Here is a 15,795-nt window from a genome sequence, read left to right as displayed (position 1 = left end):
CACCCAGCCTCGCCCCGAAACACGGCGAACCTACCCCGAGTCGCCCCGAAACGCGGCAGAGCCCGGATGACGCGGCTCGCTTCCTCGAGGTGCACGCACGGGTGACGGGCCGCGGGGTCGCCGTCGACCTCGACGTCGCGCGCGGGGAGACCGTCGCGATCGTGGGGCCGAACGGCGCGGGCAAGTCGACCGCGCTCGAGCTCGTCGCGGGGCTCATCCGCCCCGACGCGGGCGCCGTCGTGCTCGAAGGGGCGCCCCTGGCGGACGGACGCCGCTGGGTTCCGCCGCATCGACGCGGCATCGCCCTCATGACGCAGCAGACCCTGCTCTTCCCGCACCTCACCGTTCGGGACAACGTCGCGTTCGGTCCGCGCGCGTCGGGCCTGTCGCGGTCCGCCGCGCGCGACGCCGCGGAGCGCTGGCTTCTCGAGACCGGCGTGCGGCACCTCGCCGAGCGCCGCGCATCCGACCTCTCCGGAGGCCAGGCGCAGCGGGTCGCCCTGGCCCGGGCCCTCGCGGCCGAGCCGGCCGTCCTCCTGCTCGACGAGCCCACGACCGCGCTCGACGCGACGGCCCGGCCCGAGCTGCGGGCGGTCCTCGCGCGCGTCCTCGCCGGGCGCACGGCCATCCTCGTCAGCCACGACGCCGACGACGTCGCGGCCCTCGCGCACCGCACCATCCGGATGGCCGAGGGCCGCGTCGTCGGCTGACGTGCGCCGGCGCGCGCCAGTCGGGCACTACGTGGCCTGCGCGTCGACCCACGCCCGCAAACAGCGGCCGCCACCTCCGGTCCGACGTCGACCCCGCGGCCCTCAAAGCAGGAGGATCGCGCTTTCCCAGGACGGTTCTGCCGTATCCGTCCTGGGAAAGCGTGATCCTCCTGGCGACGGGCCTCCCGGCCTCGCGGCAGGCCCGCCGGGCTGCCCCTACGGGACGATGTGGCCCGCCGCGCGGGTGAGCTCGTACCACTCGGCGCGCGTGAGCGGGAGGTCGCTGCCCTGCGCGGCCGCCGCGACCCGGGCCGGAGTCGTCGTGCCGAGGACGACCTGGATGCCCGCGGGATGACGGGTGATCCACGCCGTCGCGATCGCGATCGGCTCGACGCCGTACCGCGCGGCGAGGCGTTCGATCACGGCGTTCAGCTCGGGGTGCGCCTCCGAGCCGAGGAACACGCCGGTGAAGAAGCCGGCCTGGAAGGGCGACCACGCCTGCAGCGTGATGCCGTTGATGCGGCTGTACTCGACGAGCCCTCCGCCGTCGAGCACCTGCGACTGCTCGACGCCGAGCATGTTGGCCGCGATGCCCTGCGTGATGATCGGCGCATGCGTGATCGAGAGCTGCACCTGGTTGGCGACGATGGGCTGGCGCACGGCCGTCTTCAGCAGGTCGATCTGACGCGGCGTGTGGTTCGAGACGCCGAACGCGCGCACCTTGCCCGCGGCCTCGAGCTCGTCGAACGCGCGGGCGACCTCGTCGGGCTCGACGAGCGCATCCGGGCGGTGCAGGAGGAGCACGTCGATGTAGTCGGTGTCGAGCGCGCGCAGCGACTCCTCGACCGACGTGACGATGTGCTCGTACGAGAAGTCGAAGTACGGCCCCTCGCGCACGATGCCGCACTTGGTCTGGATCGTGAGCTCCGCGCGCTCGGACGGCGCGAGGCGCATCGCCTCGGCGAAGCGGCGCTCGCACTGGTGCAGCTCGGTGCCGTAGATGTCGGCGTGGTCGAAGAAGTCGATGCCGGCCTCGCGGGCGGTGTCGACGAGTTCGCGGATCTGCGCGTCGGTCTTGTCGGAGATGCGCATGAGCCCCGCGATGACGTTGGGAGCCTGCTGGCCCCCGGGGCCGAGGGAGACGGTCTTCATGGGTGTCCTTCCGGTGCCGCCCGGCGACGGCGCCGCGGGCGCTCCTACGATAGGGAGCGGTGCGGCAGAAATCCAACAACTGGAGCAGATGCTTGCCAGAAGGAGAAGTGCTGATGGATCTGCGCCAGATGGAGTACCTCGTCACGCTCGCCGACGAGCAGCAGTTCACGCGCGCGGCCGCCGTCTGCGGCATCTCGCAGTCGGGCCTGTCGGCGGCCATCCGGGCACTCGAAGCCGAGCTCGGCACGGAGCTCTTCACGCGCTCGCCCCGCGGGGTGGAGACGACGCCGGCCGGCCGCGCGCTCCTGCCGCACGCGCGCTCGATGCTCGCGCAGGCGTCCGCAGCGCGCGGCGCCGTCGCGCGCGCGACGGAGGAGCTGAGCGGGAGGCTGCGCATCGGCGCCGAGCAGTGCCTCGGCCTGGTGGATGTCTCGGGCCTGCTCGAGCAGGTCCACCTGCGCCATCCCCTCGTCGAGCTCGAGTTCGCACAGGCCGGGTCGCACGAGCTCGCCGCCCGGGTCCGCGAGGGCGACCTGGACCTCGGTCTCGTCGCGGCGACGGAGCACCTCGGCTCGCTTCACCGGGAGGAGCTCGGTCGCCTGCCGCTCGTCCTGCTGACGCCGCCCGGCCATCCGCTCTCGGGCGTGCAGCCCGTCTCGTGGGCCGACCTCGACGACGTCGACTTCGTGGACTTCCAGGGGTCGTGGGCCGTGCGCTCGCTCAACGACGCGGTCTGCGCCGCGCGCGGCGTCGCGCGGCGTGTGCGATGCGCGACCGGCGACGTCCACACGCTCATCGACCTCGTGCGCCGGGGTCTCGGCGTGGCGATCGTGCCCGCGCACGTCGGGGCGAAGCCCGAGGCCGCAGCGCTCGCGGTGCGGCCGATGCCCGCGGATGCGCCGCCGTGGGTCGTCTCGGCGATCGCGCGGCGTCCGTCTGAGCCGGCCACCGCCCTCGCGCTCGAGCTCGTGCGGACCCAGGCGGCGCCCGCGCGGTGACGCGGTGAGGAGGGACGCCAGACAGCGCCCCTCCTCACGACCTCACGCGGCCTGAAGGGACTCCGCGAGCTCCCGACCGGCGACGCGGGCGGCGTCCTCGGCCGCCGCCCGCAGGTCCGCCGCGACGTCGGCGAAGGCGTCGAGCGCGGGGTTCACGCCGACGACCGTGAACGGCCGCTGGACGACCCGGAGGTCCAGGCCCCAGACATCCTCGAGCACGCGGCGCAGCCACGCCGTCGAGTGGTCCCAGCCCTCCTTGGGCGTCCCGGGCGCGTAGTTGCCGCCCAGCACGGTCACGAGCGTCGCGGGCTTGCCCCGCAGCGCCGTGCCCTGCGGGTCGATGCGCGGGTCGGTGTAGGCGACGTCGAACCAGGTCTTGAAGTGCTGCGAGACGCCGTAGTTGTAGAGAGGCACGGTGAAGAGCAGGGCATCGGCGTCGATGAGCTCGTCGGCGAAGGCGCGGGCGAGCGCCTGCGCCGCGCGCTGCTCCTCGGTGCGATCGGCCTCGGGCGCGAAGCCCGCCGTCACGGCGTTCTGCCACACGGTGGACGAGACGGGCTCGGCGGCGAGGTCGCGGCGCACGACGACGTCATCGGGGTGCGCCGCCTTCCACTCGGACTCGACGAGATCGCCGAGGGAGCGGCTGGCGGAGGTTGCGGGGAGGATGCTCGCATCCAGGCGGAAGAGGGTCATGGGTGCTCCGATCAGGTTCGATGAGTCACTCTGAAAAGCAGAGCGGCTATCGGGACATTAGCACAGGTAGGATGGCTGCATGGCGGAGATCGAGCACGGCGGACCGGCGTGCGACGCCGCCGTCTCGCTCGCGTTCTCGGTGCTCGGCAAGCGCTGGAACGGCATGATCGTCGACACGCTCAGCAGCGGCCCCCTCTCCTTCGTGGCGCTGCGGCGCGGAGTGGCGGGCATCAGCGACGCCGTCCTCTCCGACCGCCTCGCCGAGCTCGCTGCGGTCGACCTCGTCTCGCGCGAGGTGCATGCCGGCCCTCCGGTATCGGTCGTCTACACGCTGACACCGGCCGGCGAGGCGCTCATCCCGGTGCTCGAGCAGCTCGGCGAGTGGGCCTCGGCGCATCTGCGCGCCGCCCCGTGACCGGCGACACCGGTAACACGAGCGGGCGCGCGCGACAAGGCCGCGACAGCCCGCCGTGCGCTCCGTAGCCTGGGCCCAGGCACACGGAAGGGAACACGATGGCCGAAAAGAAGCAGCAGTCCACCCCGAAGAACCGCCGCCGCCCCGCCCGCTCGGGAGCCGAGCTGACGGATGAGCAGAACGCCGAGAAGGGGTTCACCGCGTCCGAGCAGCTCAGCGGGCACATGCAGTCCGTGCTCGTCGACCTCATCGAGCTGTCGCTGCAGGGCAAGCAGGCGCACTGGAACGTCGTCGGCACCAACTTCCGCGACACCCACCTCCAGCTCGACGAGATCATCGCCGCGGCGCGCGAGTTCGCCGACACGATCGCCGAGCGCATGCGCGCGCTGCACGCGCTCCCCGACGGACGCAGCGACACCGTCGCCGAGACGACGTCGCTCCCGGAGTTCCCGCAGGGCGAGATCGCCACGACCGAGGTGATCGACCTCATCACGGAGCGCCTCGACGCCGTCTGCCAGACGTGCCGCGAGGTGCACGACGCGGTCGACGAGGAGGATCCGACGACCGCCGACATCCTCCACGCCGTGCTCGAGCGGCTCGAGCAGCTGTCCTGGATGGTCAGCGCCGAGAACCGCACGCCGCGCGCGAGCTGACGGTTCAGCCGGCGGGCAGGGACCTCCGGTCGCCGACGGGCTCGGTCGCGTTCGGGAACGCGATCGAGCCTGCGGCGACCCACCATTCGACGACCTCGAACGACAGCCGCCCCGCGATGACGGACGGATCGGCGGCGGACAGCCGCGCGGCCTCCTCCGGCGAGCGCGCGAAGACCGACATCCCGCGCAGGGTCTCGTCGCTCTGCGCGAGGAACGGGCCGTTCGCGACCGTCGCGCCGTCGCGTGCGAGCTGCGCCCGGTAGGCGAGGTGGCGGGCCTGCAGTGCGTCGAGTTCGTCCTCGGTCATCTCCGGCGCGTCCGCTGGGCGCCGCAGGAGAACGACGGTGAAGACGTCGAACGCGTCAGGGATGTTCGGGTCCGGCATCAGTCCGAGCCCTTGACCACGACGCGCTCGACGCGCGCCGTCCCGGCGTCGACCTCGGGCCATCCGTCGACCGGCAGCTCGAGCACGGCGAGCGTCGCGGTGGGGTACGCGAGCGGGACGCGGTCGCGCTCTGCCGCGAGCGTCGCGACGAGATCGTGGACGCCCGGATTGTGCCCGACGAGCAGGAGCGAGCGCGCGTCGCCGCCCTGCTCGCGGATGACCTGGAGCAGCCTCCGCGCGGACGCCGCGTAGACGTCGTCGTCGAACTGCACGGGCGGCGCCTCCTGCCACGGCGACGCGACACCCGCCCACGTCTCGCGCGTGCGCTGGGCGATCGAGACGACCGCGCGGTCGGGGATGAGCCCGTGCTCCTGCATGTACGCGCCGACGTCGCGCGCCTGGGCTGCGCCGCGCGGCGTCAGCGGGCGGTCGACGTCGTCGACCCCCTCGGGCCAGTCGGACTTCGCGTGGCGCAGGAGCAGGAGGCGCAGCATGCTCGGCATGCTACGCGCGGTCGCCGCCCTCCTGCGCGTCCGCCGCCTCGCCCGGCTCGCCGAAGCCGGGGCGCACCGCGGCGTCCTCCGCGACGTCGATGCGGGTCACGCCCTCGCGGCGGGTGACCTCGATGCGCGGCTTCGCGTCCTCCTCGGTCGCGTCGGGCGCGGACGTGAGCTGGTCGCGGCGCTTCTCCTCATCGGTCATCTCGTCCTGTCCCATGGCGCCTCCTCCGATCGTGGCCTGCTCCGCCGACGCTAGGCGATGAGACCGCCCGCTGTCTCCCCCTTGCGCGGGTGCGTCCGTCTCGCCCTCGAGCAGGCGCGGGAGCGTGTGAATACCACCCCGGCCGCACGTCCACAAGCCTCCTCCGCCTGTCGGAGGTCGCGCATAGAGTCGTGAGGCGGTCAACGACGACCGCGTTTGCCGGAGCACTCTCCGTGCGCCCCGGTGAGAGAAGGAGACACAGCGATGACCATCGCCGATCACGGCACGCACACGACCTGGAGCCGCGTCCAGAAGGGACTCCACGTCGCGAATCGAGACGGAATGTTCATGGGCTTCGTGGAGAAGGGGCCGGATGGCCGCTTCGTCGCCTTCGACGCTCATTCCGAGCGCGTCGGCGCGTTCTCCGAGCTCGCGGAGGCGATGGCCGCGGTCGACCAGGGGTGATCACGCGTCGGGGGATGCGAGAGCGACCCGCAGGGCATCCACGACGTCTTCCGGGCGAACGCCGGCAGCGGCCGACTCGGCGACGAGCTGGCGAATCCGGCGCACGATGAGAGCGGGGAGAACCCCCGCCCCGTCCGCGACGCGAGTGCCCGCGGCAGTGCGCGAGACGACGAGCCCGTCCTGCTCGAGCATCTTGTAAGCCTTGGCCGCTGTTCCCGGGGAGACGCCGAGGTCGGACGCGGTCTGACGCACGGTCGGCAGGCGCTCGCCGGCACCCAGCCGACCGGACGTGATGAGTCCGCGGAACTGCCGATAGATCTCAACCGCCGGGCCCCCGTCGTCCGGAGCCGAACGTGGGAGAGCCGTCATGCCCGCACCGCCGCCTCGACCTTCTCCACGCTGGATACGCGGGACAGCCCCTCGCGGATGACGAGCATGAGGAGGACGAAGGCGACGATCTCGATGAAGGGCGCGAGCCAGAGTCCGGCCAGCGCGAACTCCGCGTAGCGCCACTCCGGCATGTAGACCGTGCGCTCGTCGGCGATCTCAACGACCCCGGGGGCGAGCACGGCACCGTCGGCGACGAGCCGCCATGCGGACGCCATGGCGAGGAGGACGCCGGCGGTTGCGATGCGCGCGATCCCGTTCGACGTGCCGCTTCGCATCATCCTCTCGGCATCGACGGTCTCGGGACGACGGACGGTCGGACCGCGTTCGCGCGCAGGGCCATCCAGGATGCCGACACGAGGAGAAGCGAGCAGATGAGCACGGGAATGCCGTACGACCACCCGTAGAACCAGAAACGCAGGGGCTCCTCCGTCGGATCGGCAAGCGGGACGTCGAGATACACGTACCGCCCCTGGTCATCCGAGGACGACGCGGCACCCGCACCGATCGTCGTCGCGACGAGGAGCCCGAGCGCTGCAGCGCCCAGCGGCAGCAGGATACGCGGACCGAACGTCAGGGCAGTACGCCGCTGCGCCGCGAGGAACGGCACGGCGGGCGCCGCGCGACGGATGGCGATCACCGCGGCGAGCGCGGCAATGGCGACGGAGGCTGTGAACAGCGGCAGGGCCTGCCACCACCAGGAGACGGCGTTCGACATGTCCCAGACATAGCCGCGAAGGAAGCTCTCGACGACGAACACGACGATCACGCCTGCGGCGCCGGTCGCGAGCACCTGCCGTTCCAGCCGGTACCGCGCGCCGGCGTCCTCGCGCACCGCCGGCAGGGATCGGCGAGCCGCCCAGGCCACAACCGGGACGAGGACGACGACGGCGATCCCGAACGAGACGATCGGAATCGACAGCGCGACCCTCACGACCGCGAGAACGCCGGCGCCCCAGAGACCCGAGATCCGGTCGGCGAGATCGAGCCCGAAGATGTCCCATGCGCGCATGACGCCTCCCAGAGTCTTGTTCCACGTTTCTAGCACAACTTGTACTAGTAGGATGGAACAAGGGTGATCACGCGTCGGGGGATGCGATCCGCGGGCGGTCGGCGTTGAGCTCGACGAGTCGCGCGTAGCGGGCCGCCGCCACCGCGTACGCCTCCGTGTGCGCGGGATCGGGCTGCACCGTGACGTCGGCCGAGCCGCTCAGCGCGCGGACCTCGTCCGCCGTCGCGAAGTGGCCGACGGCCCATCCCGCCATCGCCGCGGCGCCCTGCGCCGCGCCGTGACCGCTGTCGGGGCGCACGACCGGCACGCCGAGCACATCGGCCTTGATCGTGAGCCATGCGAGCGATGCGGCGCCGCCGCCCGTGCTGATCACGCTGTCGACGGGGAAGCCGTGGTCGCGCAGGACCTGGACGTCCTGCGCCATCGCGAGGGCGTTGCCCTCCATCGCGGCGAGCATGAGATCGGTGCCGTCGGTCGCGAGGTCGATGCCGTCGATGATGCCGCGGGCCTCGGGATTCCAGCGCGGGGTGCGCTCCCCCGCGAGGCTCGGAACCATCGTCAGACGGCCGGGACGGGGCCGAGCGAGCAGCGCGGTCTCGTCGCGCAGGTCGCGCGCCCCGTCGAGCCCGTTGACCCAGTCGATCGTGGCGCCGGCGGTCACCTGAGCGGTGATCAGCAGGTCCACGTCGGCCACGCAGTGCCGCGAGTGGATGAATCCGGGAACGCGCGTGCCGCGCGGCACGGCGAGGATCGTCACGCTCGAGAACCCGGTCATGTCGACGAGCGGGTCGCCCGGAGCGAGGCACCCCGCCTCGAGCGCCGAGCCGATGGCGTCGATCCCGCCGGCGACGACCGGGGTCCCCTCCGGGATGCTCGTCGCGGCCGCGGCCGACGCCGTGACCGTGCCGACGACCGACAGCGCGGGCACGATCTCGGGGAGCAGCCGGAGCGACGGCTCCGCCGCGAGGAGCGCGTCGGGGAAGCGGCTCGACGCGTCGTCGAACCCCTGCATGAGGGACGCGGTCGTGTCGTCGAGGACGGCGCGCCCCGTCAGCTGCCGCACGACGAAGCCGTTGGCTGAGAGCACATGCTGTGCGCTCTCGAGGGCCGAAGCCCGGTGCGCGGCCATCCAGGGCAGCTTGGCGGTGCCGAAGAACGGGTCCTTCCCGTTCCGGGACTCGGGGACGATGTCGGCGATGCGGGCGGCCTCGTCGACGGCGCGACGATCGAGCCACGTGAGGGCCGGCGCCGTGGGGGCGCCGTCCTCGTCGACGGGAACGAGGGTCGGCGCCTGCGAGGTCACCGCGACCGCGAGGACGCGAGCGCCGGCCACCGCGTGGCGGGCGGCCTCTCCGACGGCCTTCCACCACGTCGCCGCGTCCTGCTCGGCACCCGTCCCGTGGGTCGAGGTCGGATACCGCACCGCCGTGTCGGCGACCCGGCGACCGGCCGCATCGATCACGACGACCTTGACCGAGCTCGTCCCGACGTCGATCCCGACGAGCGCTCCGGTCACGGCGCGCTCCGCGCGACCGGCGCCTCGCCCTCGACGAGCGGATGGAGGGCGGGCTCGCCGGCGAGGAAGCGGCGGACCTCCTCCGCGACGCCCGTCGCGGCGCGCTCGGCGGTCTCACGGCTCGCGCCCGCGATGTGCGGCGTGAGCACGAGATCGCGCCCCTCGCGAGCGAGCGCGAACAGGCGGTGCCCGAAGTCGACCGGCTCCTCGGGGTACACGTCGAACGCGGCGCCGCCGAGATGGCCGCTGTCGATCGCACGGGCGACCGCGTCGTAGTCGACGAGCCCGCCGCGGGCGGCGTTCACGAGCAGAGCGCCCTGCCGCATGAGTCCGATGCGGCGCTCGTCGACCAGGTGGCGGGTCTCCGGGGTGAGACGGGCGTGCACCGAGACGAGATCGCTGCGGCGGAACAGCTCGTCGGCGTCGTCCACGCGCTCGATGATGCCATCCAGCGCCGACGCGCGGAGGTAGGGGTCGAACACGAGCACACGAGCGCCCATCGCGTGGAAGACCTTCGCGACGTGGCCGCCGACCATCCCCGCGCCGAGGAGCCCGATCGTCGCGCCCGAGATCTCGCCCCCGATCGCGTCGGAGCGGTAGAGGTCGCCCCGCCACTCGCCCGCGAGCATGCTGTCGTGCGCGAGGGGGATGCGCCGCAGGAGCGCGAACGAGAGCCCGAGCGTCATCTCGGCCGTCGCGATGCCGTTTCGACCGGGGACGTTGGCCACGCGAACGCCGAGCTCGCGCGCGGCGTCGAGGTTCACGTTGGTGGGGCCGCCGCGCGAGACCGCGATGAGCCGCAGCTCGGGCCGAGCCCGCAGCACGCGGTCGGTGAGGGGCGCGAGCTGGGTCACGATCGCCGTGACGCCCTCGAGCGCCTCGATGAGCTCGTCCTCGGTGCCCGACGCCTCGTCGACCTCCGCGACCGAGCCGAACGGCTCATCCGGCCAGGGGAACTCGATCTCGCGGATGTCCACATCGTCCGGCACGACGCGGGCGACGGCGTCGCGGAGTCGCGCGGCCCGGATGAACCGGTCGCCGGCGGCAAGAATGCGGGTCATGTCTCGTCCTTCCGTGCGCGCACCGCGGCCATCCGGGCCGTCGCGCGGTCTGTGCGGGGAGGTGCGGCGCCGCGCGCCGCACCTCCCCGAGGGGCATCAGTCGCCGAAGATCTCGTCGTAGTACTCCTGCGCGTTCGAGGAGTCGATGACCTCGATCGGCATGTACTGGTCCTTCTCGACGTCCTCGCCCTCGAGCAGGTCGACCGTGATGTCGACGAGCGTCCGGCCGTGCGCCTTCCCGCCGCCGAGGCTGACCGACGCCTTCTGCGGGTCGCCGTTGATGATGTTCTGGATCTCGTTCTCGGTCGCGTCGATGCCGAAGAGGCCGAACGCGTCGTAGTCGGTCACACCCGCCGACTTCACGCCCTCGTTGCCGCCGACCGCGCCGCCGCCGCCGATCGTCGCGATGACCTTGAGGTCCGGGTTCGCCTGCAGGAAGTTCTCGGCGTTCGCGACGCCCTCCTCCGCCGTCAGAGCGGGTGCCGTCGCCACCAGCTCGGCCTGCGGAGCGAGCTCGGCGATGGCGTCCTTGATGCCGTTGGCGCGGTCGATGATCTCGGGGAACATCGGCAGGTCCATGAGCGCCCACTCGACGACGGACTCGTCGCCGTAGTTCTCGTTGATCCACTCGGCCGCGGCCTCGCCGTTGGCGTAGCCGGTCTTGTACGCGTCGACGAGGTACTGCGCGTCGTAGTTCTCGAGCACCTGCGTGTAGCCGACGACCTTGATGCCGGCCTCCTGAGCGCGGGCGGTGACGGCCGACAGCGCGTTCGACTCGACGGCGCAGATGATGATCGCGTCGACGCCCTGCTGGATGAAGTTCTCGATCTGCGTGACCTGCTGCGCGGAGTCGCCGCGCGCATCGACGTAGTTGACGCTCAGGCCCTGCTCGGAGCCGTACGCCGTCGCCTCCTCGACGAGCTCGGCCCAGACGGGATTGCTGAGGTCGGAGAAGGTGACGCCGACCGTGTAGCTGCCGTCGTCGCCGCCGCCCGCTGCCGGGGTGCCGTCGGGGCCGACCGTCGTGCAGGCGGCGAGCGAGAGGGCGACGACGCCGACGGCGCCGATCGCGGCCAGTGCGCGGGTCTTCTTCATGGTGGTTCCTTTCGGGTGCTGCCGACGACGTCCGCGTCGCCGACGAAGGGTCGGATGGCCGGGGCCGCGCCCCGGCGCGGGGTTCAGCCGGCGTTCTGCCCGGCCGGGGCGATGGCGACGCCGCCGATCTGCTTCCTGCGGCCGCCGGAGGTCTTCGACATCGCGTCGTAGATCACGGCGGCGAGGAGGATGACGCCCTTGATGACGAGCTGGATGTACTCGCTCACGTTCAGCAGGACGAGGCCGTTGTCGAGCACGCCCACGATGAGCACACCGACGAACGCCCCGAAGAGCGAGCCGCGGCCGCCCATGACGCTCACGCCGCCGAGCACGCACGCGGTGAGCACGCTGAACTCGAAGCCCGCGCCCGTCGCCGACTGGGCGGAGCTCAGGCGGGAGAGCAGCAGCACCGCGCCGATCGCCGTGAAGAACCCGCAGAGGGCGTACACGAGGATGAGCGTGGCCTTGGTGTTGACGCCCGAGAGCCGAGCGGCCTCGGGGTTGTTGCCGATCGCGTAGAAGTAGCGGCCGACGTAGGTCTTGTTGAGGATGAAGATGCCGACCGCCCACACGGCGATGAGCACGATGAGCGAGACCGGAACGCCCAGCACGGCGCCCTGTCCGAGGATCGCGAAGTCGGCGGGGAAGCCGAAGATCGGCAGGCCCCGCGACAGGAGGTAGCTGACGCCGTTGAGCACGGTCATCATCGACAGCGTGACGATCAGGGGCGCGACGCCCGTGAGGGTGATGATGAGTCCGTTGAGGACGCCGATGCACGTCCCGAGGACGAGGACCACGAGCACCGCGAGGTACCAGGGCAGCCCGGATTCGGCCATGAGCATCCCGCATACGACGACGTAGAGCGAGATCTGGTAGCCGACCGAGAGGTCGATGCCGCCCGTGATGAGGACGAAGGCGAACCCGACCGCGCAGATGCCGAGTGTGGCGATCTGTCGCGCGATGTTGAAGAGGTTCGAGGGGTCGAGGAACGACGGCGCCATCACGCTGAAGGCGATGACGAGGACGACGAGGACGAGGACGATGCCGAGGTCCTTCACCCGCGGGACGAATCTGCTCATCATGCTGCTTCTCCTTCGGCCGCGAGGGCCATGATCGCTTCCTGGGTGATCTCGTGACGGCGGAGGGTCCCCTGCTGGACGCCCTCCTGGAGGACGACGACCCGATCGGACATCCCGATGAGCTCCTCCATGTCGGACGAGATCATGAGGATGGTCTTCCCCTCCGCCGCGAGGCGGTTCATGATCTGGTAGATCTCGTGGCGGGCGCCCACGTCGATGCCGCGCGTGGGCTCGTCGAAGATGAGCACCTCCGGCTCGGTGGCGAGCCACTTCGCGAGCACGACCTTCTGCTGGTTGCCGCCGCTGAGGTTGCCGACGCGCTCGCGCGAGCTCGGCGCCTTGATGCGCAGGCTCTCCATGTAGGTCGCCGCCAGCTTCGCCTCGCGCGCTCGCGGGATGACGCCGAACCGCGACATCCCCTTGAGGACGGGCAGCGAGATGTTCTCCTTGATCGTGAAGTCGAGCACCACGCCGTGGCGCTTGCGATCCTCGGGGACGAGCGCGAAGCCGTTCCGGATGGCGGCGATCGGCGTCTTCGCCTCGGCGGCCCTCCCGTGCAGTCGGACCGAGCCTCCGTGCGCGCGGACGCTTCCGAAGATGAGCTCCATGAGCTCGGTCCGCCCCGCGCCGATGAGGCCCGCGAACCCGAGCACCTCGCCGCGGCGGGCCTCGAACGAGATGTCGCGGACGCCGTTGCCGGTCAGGCCCTGCACCGTGAGCGACACCTCGCCGGGCTCGACGTCGCGGTCGGGGTACGCCTCGCTGAGCTCTCGGCCGACCATGAGGGTGATGAGCTCGCGCCGGGATGTCTCCGCCGTGTCGAGTGTCGCGACGTGCTTGCCGTCGCGGAGCACCGTGACGCGGTCGGAGAGGCGGAAGATCTCGTCCATGCGGTGCGAGATGTAGACGATCGTCATGCCCTGCGCCTTGAGCGCGTCGACCACGCGGTACATCGCCTCGACCTCCGCGGAGGTCAGGGGCGCCGACGGCTCGTCCATGATGAGCAGGCGCGCGTCCTTCGAGAGCGCCTTGGCGATCTCGACGACCTGCTGGTACCCGGTCGTGAGGGTCTCGACGAGCGCACGGGGCGAGATGCGGACCCCCAGGCGAGCGAAGAGCTCCGCCGCGCGGGCGTCCATGCGCTTGCGATCGAGGACGGGGCCTCGGGTGAGGTACTCGCCGAGGAAGACGTTGTCGGCCGCGCTCAGTGTCGGGACGAGCGTGAACTCCTGGTAGATCACGGCGACGCCGAGCTCGCGGGCCAGTGCGGGGGTGAGCTGCGTGTGGGTCTCGCCGTCGACGGCGATGGTGCCCTCCGTCGGCTCGACAGCCCCCGCGAGGATCTTGATGAGCGTCGACTTGCCGGCGCCGTTCTCGCCGACGATCGCGTGCACCTCGCCGCGGCGCAGCTCGAGGTCCACCCCGTCGAGCGCGGCGACGCCCGGGTAGTGCTTGCGGATGCCCGTGGCGCGCAGGAAGGCCGTGTCGCGCTCCTGGGCGCCCCGCGGCGCTGCGAGATCGGCGTCGGTCATGGTGACCACCACTCCTTCGTGACTGATCGGGTGAATCGGATACATCCTGTTCGAGGATGTTAGATCTTGTCAAGAGTTGGGAGATCTTGTTACCTGGCCGAGACATGCATGACCGGTACTGCGGCGCGCAGACGGCCCGCGGAACGGCGGCAGGCCGGTCGACGACAGGCGCGGGATTCGGCCGACCGGAGGCGCGGGAGCGCCGCGGCTCAGCGGAGCTCGGAGACGACCCCGCGATAGCCGGCCACGCGGACGTCCGCGGGGTCGAGCTCGGTCGCGAAGACGCTCACGCGATCGAGCGTGACCGCGGCGGCGGTCGCGTTGCCGCCGAGTTTGGCGAGGTTCGCGCCGATGAACACGCGGGCCGATGAGCGCGCGAACGCGCGCTTGACGTCGGCCTCCTCGAGGGTGTCCTCGTAGCAGGCGAGCTCGTCGACCGCGGCGGCCGACGCGAAGAAGCCCTGGAACCGCATGCCCTCCAGGCAGGCCGTCGCGACCGGCCCGACGAGGGAGTCCGATCGGCGGTCCGCGGCGCCGCCGGTCAGGATGGCCGTCACGCCGGGACGATCCTGGAGCACCTGGAAGGTCAGCAGGCCGTTCGTGACGACCGTGAGATCCTCGGGCTCGGGGAGCATCTGGGCGAGGCGGTGGATGGTCGTGGACGAGTCGAACGCGACGACGCCGCGCTCGGGAACGAGCGGAAGGAGCTTCTCGGCGATGATCCGCTTCTCCTCGGCGTACGACCGCTCGCGCCCCTGGAAGCTCACCGGCCCGCTGTAGACCGCGCCGCCGCGCACACGGCGCACGAGGCCCGACCGCTCGAGGTGGTCGAGGTCGCGCCGCACGGTCATCTCGCTGACCTCGAGCGCGGACGACGCCTCGACGAGGGACACCGTCTTGGTGGCGCGCAGCTGCGCCAGCAGCCAGCTGCGGCGCTCTTCTGCGGCCAGGGAGCTCATGCGCTCATTCTAGGCAGGCGGATGGCCGATGATGTGAGATCCTGTGAGATCGCGTCGCGCCGTTGCTGGCGCGATTCCTCCGGATGCTGACCGGAATCGCCTCACGAGCCGCGCCATCCGCCCGCGAGAGTGGAGGCGAGACCGAGAGGACCCCATGTCGCCCGCACAGATCGACGCGCTCATCGCGCCGCCCACTCCCGTCGCCGCACGTGCCCGCGAGGTGCTCGAGGCCTGGTCGCCGCCCGAGCTCGTGCGGCACTGCCTGCGCTCATGGGTGTGGGCATCGACGCTCGGCGACGCGCTGGCCCTGACCTACGACGCCGAGCTGCTGTACGTCGCGACGATGCTGCACGACCTCGGGCTCGTCGCGGAGTTCGACGCCGACGTCGTCCCGTTCGAGGCGGCCGGCGGAGCGGCGGGATGGGCCTTCGCCGCCGGCGCAGGATGGCCGCGCGCACGCAGGGAGCGCGTCCAGGAGATCATCGTGCGGCACATGTGGACGGCGGTCAATCCGGACGAGGACGCCGAATCGCACCTCCTCGAGGTCGCCACGAGCCTCGACGTCTCGGGCGTCGCCCCGGAGAAGTGGGATGCCGCGCTGCTCGTCGCGGTGGAGTCGCACCTGCCGCGAGGCACCTTCTCGACGGACTTCGCGCAGCGCATCCACGATCAGGCCGAGCGGAAGCCGACCTCGTCGGCGCACAGACTCGACGCGTCAGGTCGGATCGACGCCGGCGCTCGCACGTGGGAGCGCCTGGTCGCGCCGCACGGCTCCGCGTAGCGGCGCGACCCGGCAGATCACTCGCCCGAGGGCTCCTCGTCGGAGGCCTCGGAGAAGTCGTCGCCTTCGTCCGGCTCCTCGGGCGCGCCGCCCGATGCCGTGTCGGCTTCGGCGTTCTCGTCGGGGACGCCTTGCGTGTTGTGCTGTCCGCCATCGCTCATGGGATTCCTCCGCGACATCTCCCCGGATCGCGTCCGGCT

Annotated in this window: 21 protein-coding genes; 6 read left to right on the top strand and 15 right to left on the bottom strand. The window is 71.7% G+C overall.

Annotated features, from left to right (window positions below):
* The first annotated feature begins 101 nt into the window (after positions 1-101).
* Complete coding sequence (locus ACOWU6_RS06175) at positions 102-710, top strand: ATP-binding cassette domain-containing protein (RefSeq protein WP_421075099.1); 609 nt, start codon at positions 102-104, stop codon at positions 708-710.
* Between the two features lie 216 nt (positions 711-926).
* Here ACOWU6_RS06175 and ACOWU6_RS06170 read toward each other — a convergent pair whose 3' ends face one another.
* Positions 927-1,862: an aldo/keto reductase gene (locus ACOWU6_RS06170; RefSeq protein ID WP_421075098.1), complete on the bottom strand. Its 936-nt coding sequence runs from the start codon at positions 1,860-1,862 to the stop codon at positions 927-929.
* Positions 1,863-1,975: 113 nt separating this feature from the next.
* Here ACOWU6_RS06170 and ACOWU6_RS06165 point away from each other — a divergent pair, with 113 nt between their 5' ends.
* Positions 1,976-2,860 (top strand): LysR family transcriptional regulator, encoded by an 885-nt coding sequence (locus ACOWU6_RS06165; protein ID WP_421075097.1) that lies wholly within the window; start codon positions 1,976-1,978, stop codon positions 2,858-2,860.
* Positions 2,861-2,902: 42 nt separating this feature from the next.
* Here the strand turns inward: ACOWU6_RS06165 and ACOWU6_RS06160 are convergent, their stop codons facing one another.
* Positions 2,903-3,553, bottom strand: a complete 651-nt coding sequence (locus ACOWU6_RS06160; RefSeq protein ID WP_421075096.1) for an FMN-dependent NADH-azoreductase — start codon at positions 3,551-3,553, stop codon at positions 2,903-2,905.
* 79 nt (positions 3,554-3,632) lie between these two features.
* Between ACOWU6_RS06160 and ACOWU6_RS06155 the strand changes: the two genes are divergently transcribed.
* Both ACOWU6_RS06155 and ACOWU6_RS06150 read left to right on the top strand, forming a co-directional pair.
* Positions 3,633-3,968 (top strand): winged helix-turn-helix transcriptional regulator, encoded by a 336-nt coding sequence (locus tag ACOWU6_RS06155; RefSeq protein WP_282978894.1) that lies wholly within the window; start codon positions 3,633-3,635, stop codon positions 3,966-3,968.
* Positions 3,969-4,066: 98 nt separating this feature from the next.
* Entirely contained in the window at positions 4,067-4,621 is a 555-nt protein-coding gene (locus ACOWU6_RS06150; RefSeq protein WP_271173043.1) for a Dps family protein, read from the top strand.
* A 4-nt stretch (positions 4,622-4,625) separates the two neighbouring features.
* On the opposite strand, the gene ACOWU6_RS06145 is transcribed toward ACOWU6_RS06150, so the two are convergent.
* Genes ACOWU6_RS06145 through ACOWU6_RS06135 form a run of 3 tightly spaced genes read right to left on the bottom strand, consistent with a single transcriptional unit; the run spans position 4,626 to position 5,723 of the window.
* Positions 4,626-5,006 carry a YciI family protein gene (locus ACOWU6_RS06145; protein WP_421075095.1) on the bottom strand — a complete coding sequence of 127 codons (381 nt, stop codon included), beginning with the start codon at positions 5,004-5,006 and terminating at the stop codon, positions 4,626-4,628.
* Complete coding sequence (locus ACOWU6_RS06140) at positions 5,006-5,500, bottom strand: SixA phosphatase family protein (RefSeq protein ID WP_421075094.1); 495 nt, start codon at positions 5,498-5,500, stop codon at positions 5,006-5,008. Before ACOWU6_RS06140 ends, ACOWU6_RS06145 begins: the two co-directional genes overlap by 1 nt.
* A 10-nt stretch (positions 5,501-5,510) precedes the next feature.
* Positions 5,511-5,723 (bottom strand): multidrug transporter, encoded by a 213-nt coding sequence (locus tag ACOWU6_RS06135; RefSeq protein ID WP_421075093.1) that lies wholly within the window; start codon positions 5,721-5,723, stop codon positions 5,511-5,513.
* Between the two features lie 249 nt (positions 5,724-5,972).
* On the opposite strand from ACOWU6_RS06135, the gene ACOWU6_RS06130 reads away from it, so the two are divergent.
* On the top strand, positions 5,973-6,173 hold the full coding sequence (locus ACOWU6_RS06130; protein ID WP_421075092.1) for a hypothetical protein: 201 nt from the start codon (positions 5,973-5,975) through the stop codon (positions 6,171-6,173).
* On the opposite strand, the gene ACOWU6_RS06125 is transcribed toward ACOWU6_RS06130, so the two are convergent.
* From ACOWU6_RS06125 to ACOWU6_RS06085, 9 genes are all read right to left on the bottom strand, one after another.
* A complete protein-coding gene (locus tag ACOWU6_RS06125) occupies positions 6,174-6,542 on the bottom strand; it encodes a GntR family transcriptional regulator (RefSeq protein WP_421075091.1) in 369 nt (122 codons plus the stop codon).
* The gene (locus ACOWU6_RS06120) at positions 6,539-6,841 is read right to left on the bottom strand and encodes a hypothetical protein (RefSeq protein WP_421075090.1); all 303 of its coding nucleotides are present in this window, start codon (positions 6,839-6,841) and stop codon (positions 6,539-6,541) included. Before ACOWU6_RS06120 ends, ACOWU6_RS06125 begins: the two co-directional genes overlap by 4 nt.
* Positions 6,838-7,572 carry a hypothetical protein gene (locus ACOWU6_RS06115; RefSeq protein ID WP_421075089.1) on the bottom strand — a complete coding sequence of 245 codons (735 nt, stop codon included), beginning with the start codon at positions 7,570-7,572 and terminating at the stop codon, positions 6,838-6,840. The genes ACOWU6_RS06120 and ACOWU6_RS06115 overlap by 4 nt, the downstream gene beginning before the upstream one ends.
* A 67-nt stretch (positions 7,573-7,639) precedes the next feature.
* Positions 7,640-9,088, bottom strand: coding sequence for a xylulokinase (locus ACOWU6_RS06110; protein ID WP_421075088.1), 1,449 nt, complete (start codon positions 9,086-9,088; stop codon positions 7,640-7,642).
* On the bottom strand, positions 9,085-10,149 hold the full coding sequence (locus ACOWU6_RS06105) for a 2-hydroxyacid dehydrogenase (protein WP_421075087.1): 1,065 nt from the start codon (positions 10,147-10,149) through the stop codon (positions 9,085-9,087). Before ACOWU6_RS06105 ends, ACOWU6_RS06110 begins: the two co-directional genes overlap by 4 nt.
* A 96-nt stretch (positions 10,150-10,245) precedes the next feature.
* Positions 10,246-11,244, bottom strand: coding sequence for a sugar ABC transporter substrate-binding protein (locus ACOWU6_RS06100; protein WP_421075086.1), 999 nt, complete (start codon positions 11,242-11,244; stop codon positions 10,246-10,248).
* 83 nt (positions 11,245-11,327) lie between these two features.
* Positions 11,328-12,326, bottom strand: coding sequence for an ABC transporter permease (locus ACOWU6_RS06095; RefSeq protein WP_421075085.1), 999 nt, complete (start codon positions 12,324-12,326; stop codon positions 11,328-11,330).
* Entirely contained in the window at positions 12,323-13,855 is a 1,533-nt protein-coding gene (locus ACOWU6_RS06090) for a sugar ABC transporter ATP-binding protein (protein ID WP_421075084.1), read from the bottom strand. Before ACOWU6_RS06090 ends, ACOWU6_RS06095 begins: the two co-directional genes overlap by 4 nt.
* A 209-nt stretch (positions 13,856-14,064) precedes the next feature.
* On the bottom strand, positions 14,065-14,814 hold the full coding sequence (locus ACOWU6_RS06085) for a DeoR/GlpR family DNA-binding transcription regulator (RefSeq protein ID WP_421075083.1): 750 nt from the start codon (positions 14,812-14,814) through the stop codon (positions 14,065-14,067).
* Positions 14,815-14,968: 154 nt separating this feature from the next.
* On the opposite strand from ACOWU6_RS06085, the gene ACOWU6_RS06080 reads away from it, so the two are divergent.
* Complete coding sequence (locus ACOWU6_RS06080) at positions 14,969-15,595, top strand: cyanamide hydratase (protein WP_421075082.1); 627 nt, start codon at positions 14,969-14,971, stop codon at positions 15,593-15,595.
* A 17-nt stretch (positions 15,596-15,612) separates the two neighbouring features.
* On the opposite strand, the gene ACOWU6_RS06075 is transcribed toward ACOWU6_RS06080, so the two are convergent.
* Positions 15,613-15,756, bottom strand: a complete 144-nt coding sequence (locus ACOWU6_RS06075; protein WP_271173049.1) for a hypothetical protein — start codon at positions 15,754-15,756, stop codon at positions 15,613-15,615.
* Between the last annotated feature and the right edge of the window lie 39 nt (positions 15,757-15,795).

Origin of the sequence: Microbacterium sp. SA156 (genome assembly GCF_049065455.1) — a bacterium.
GTDB lineage: Bacteria > Actinomycetota > Actinomycetes > Actinomycetales > Microbacteriaceae > Microbacterium > Microbacterium barkeri.
The sequence above is the reverse complement of the archived record's forward strand: the minus strand, read 5'-3'. Positions and strand labels throughout refer to the sequence as shown.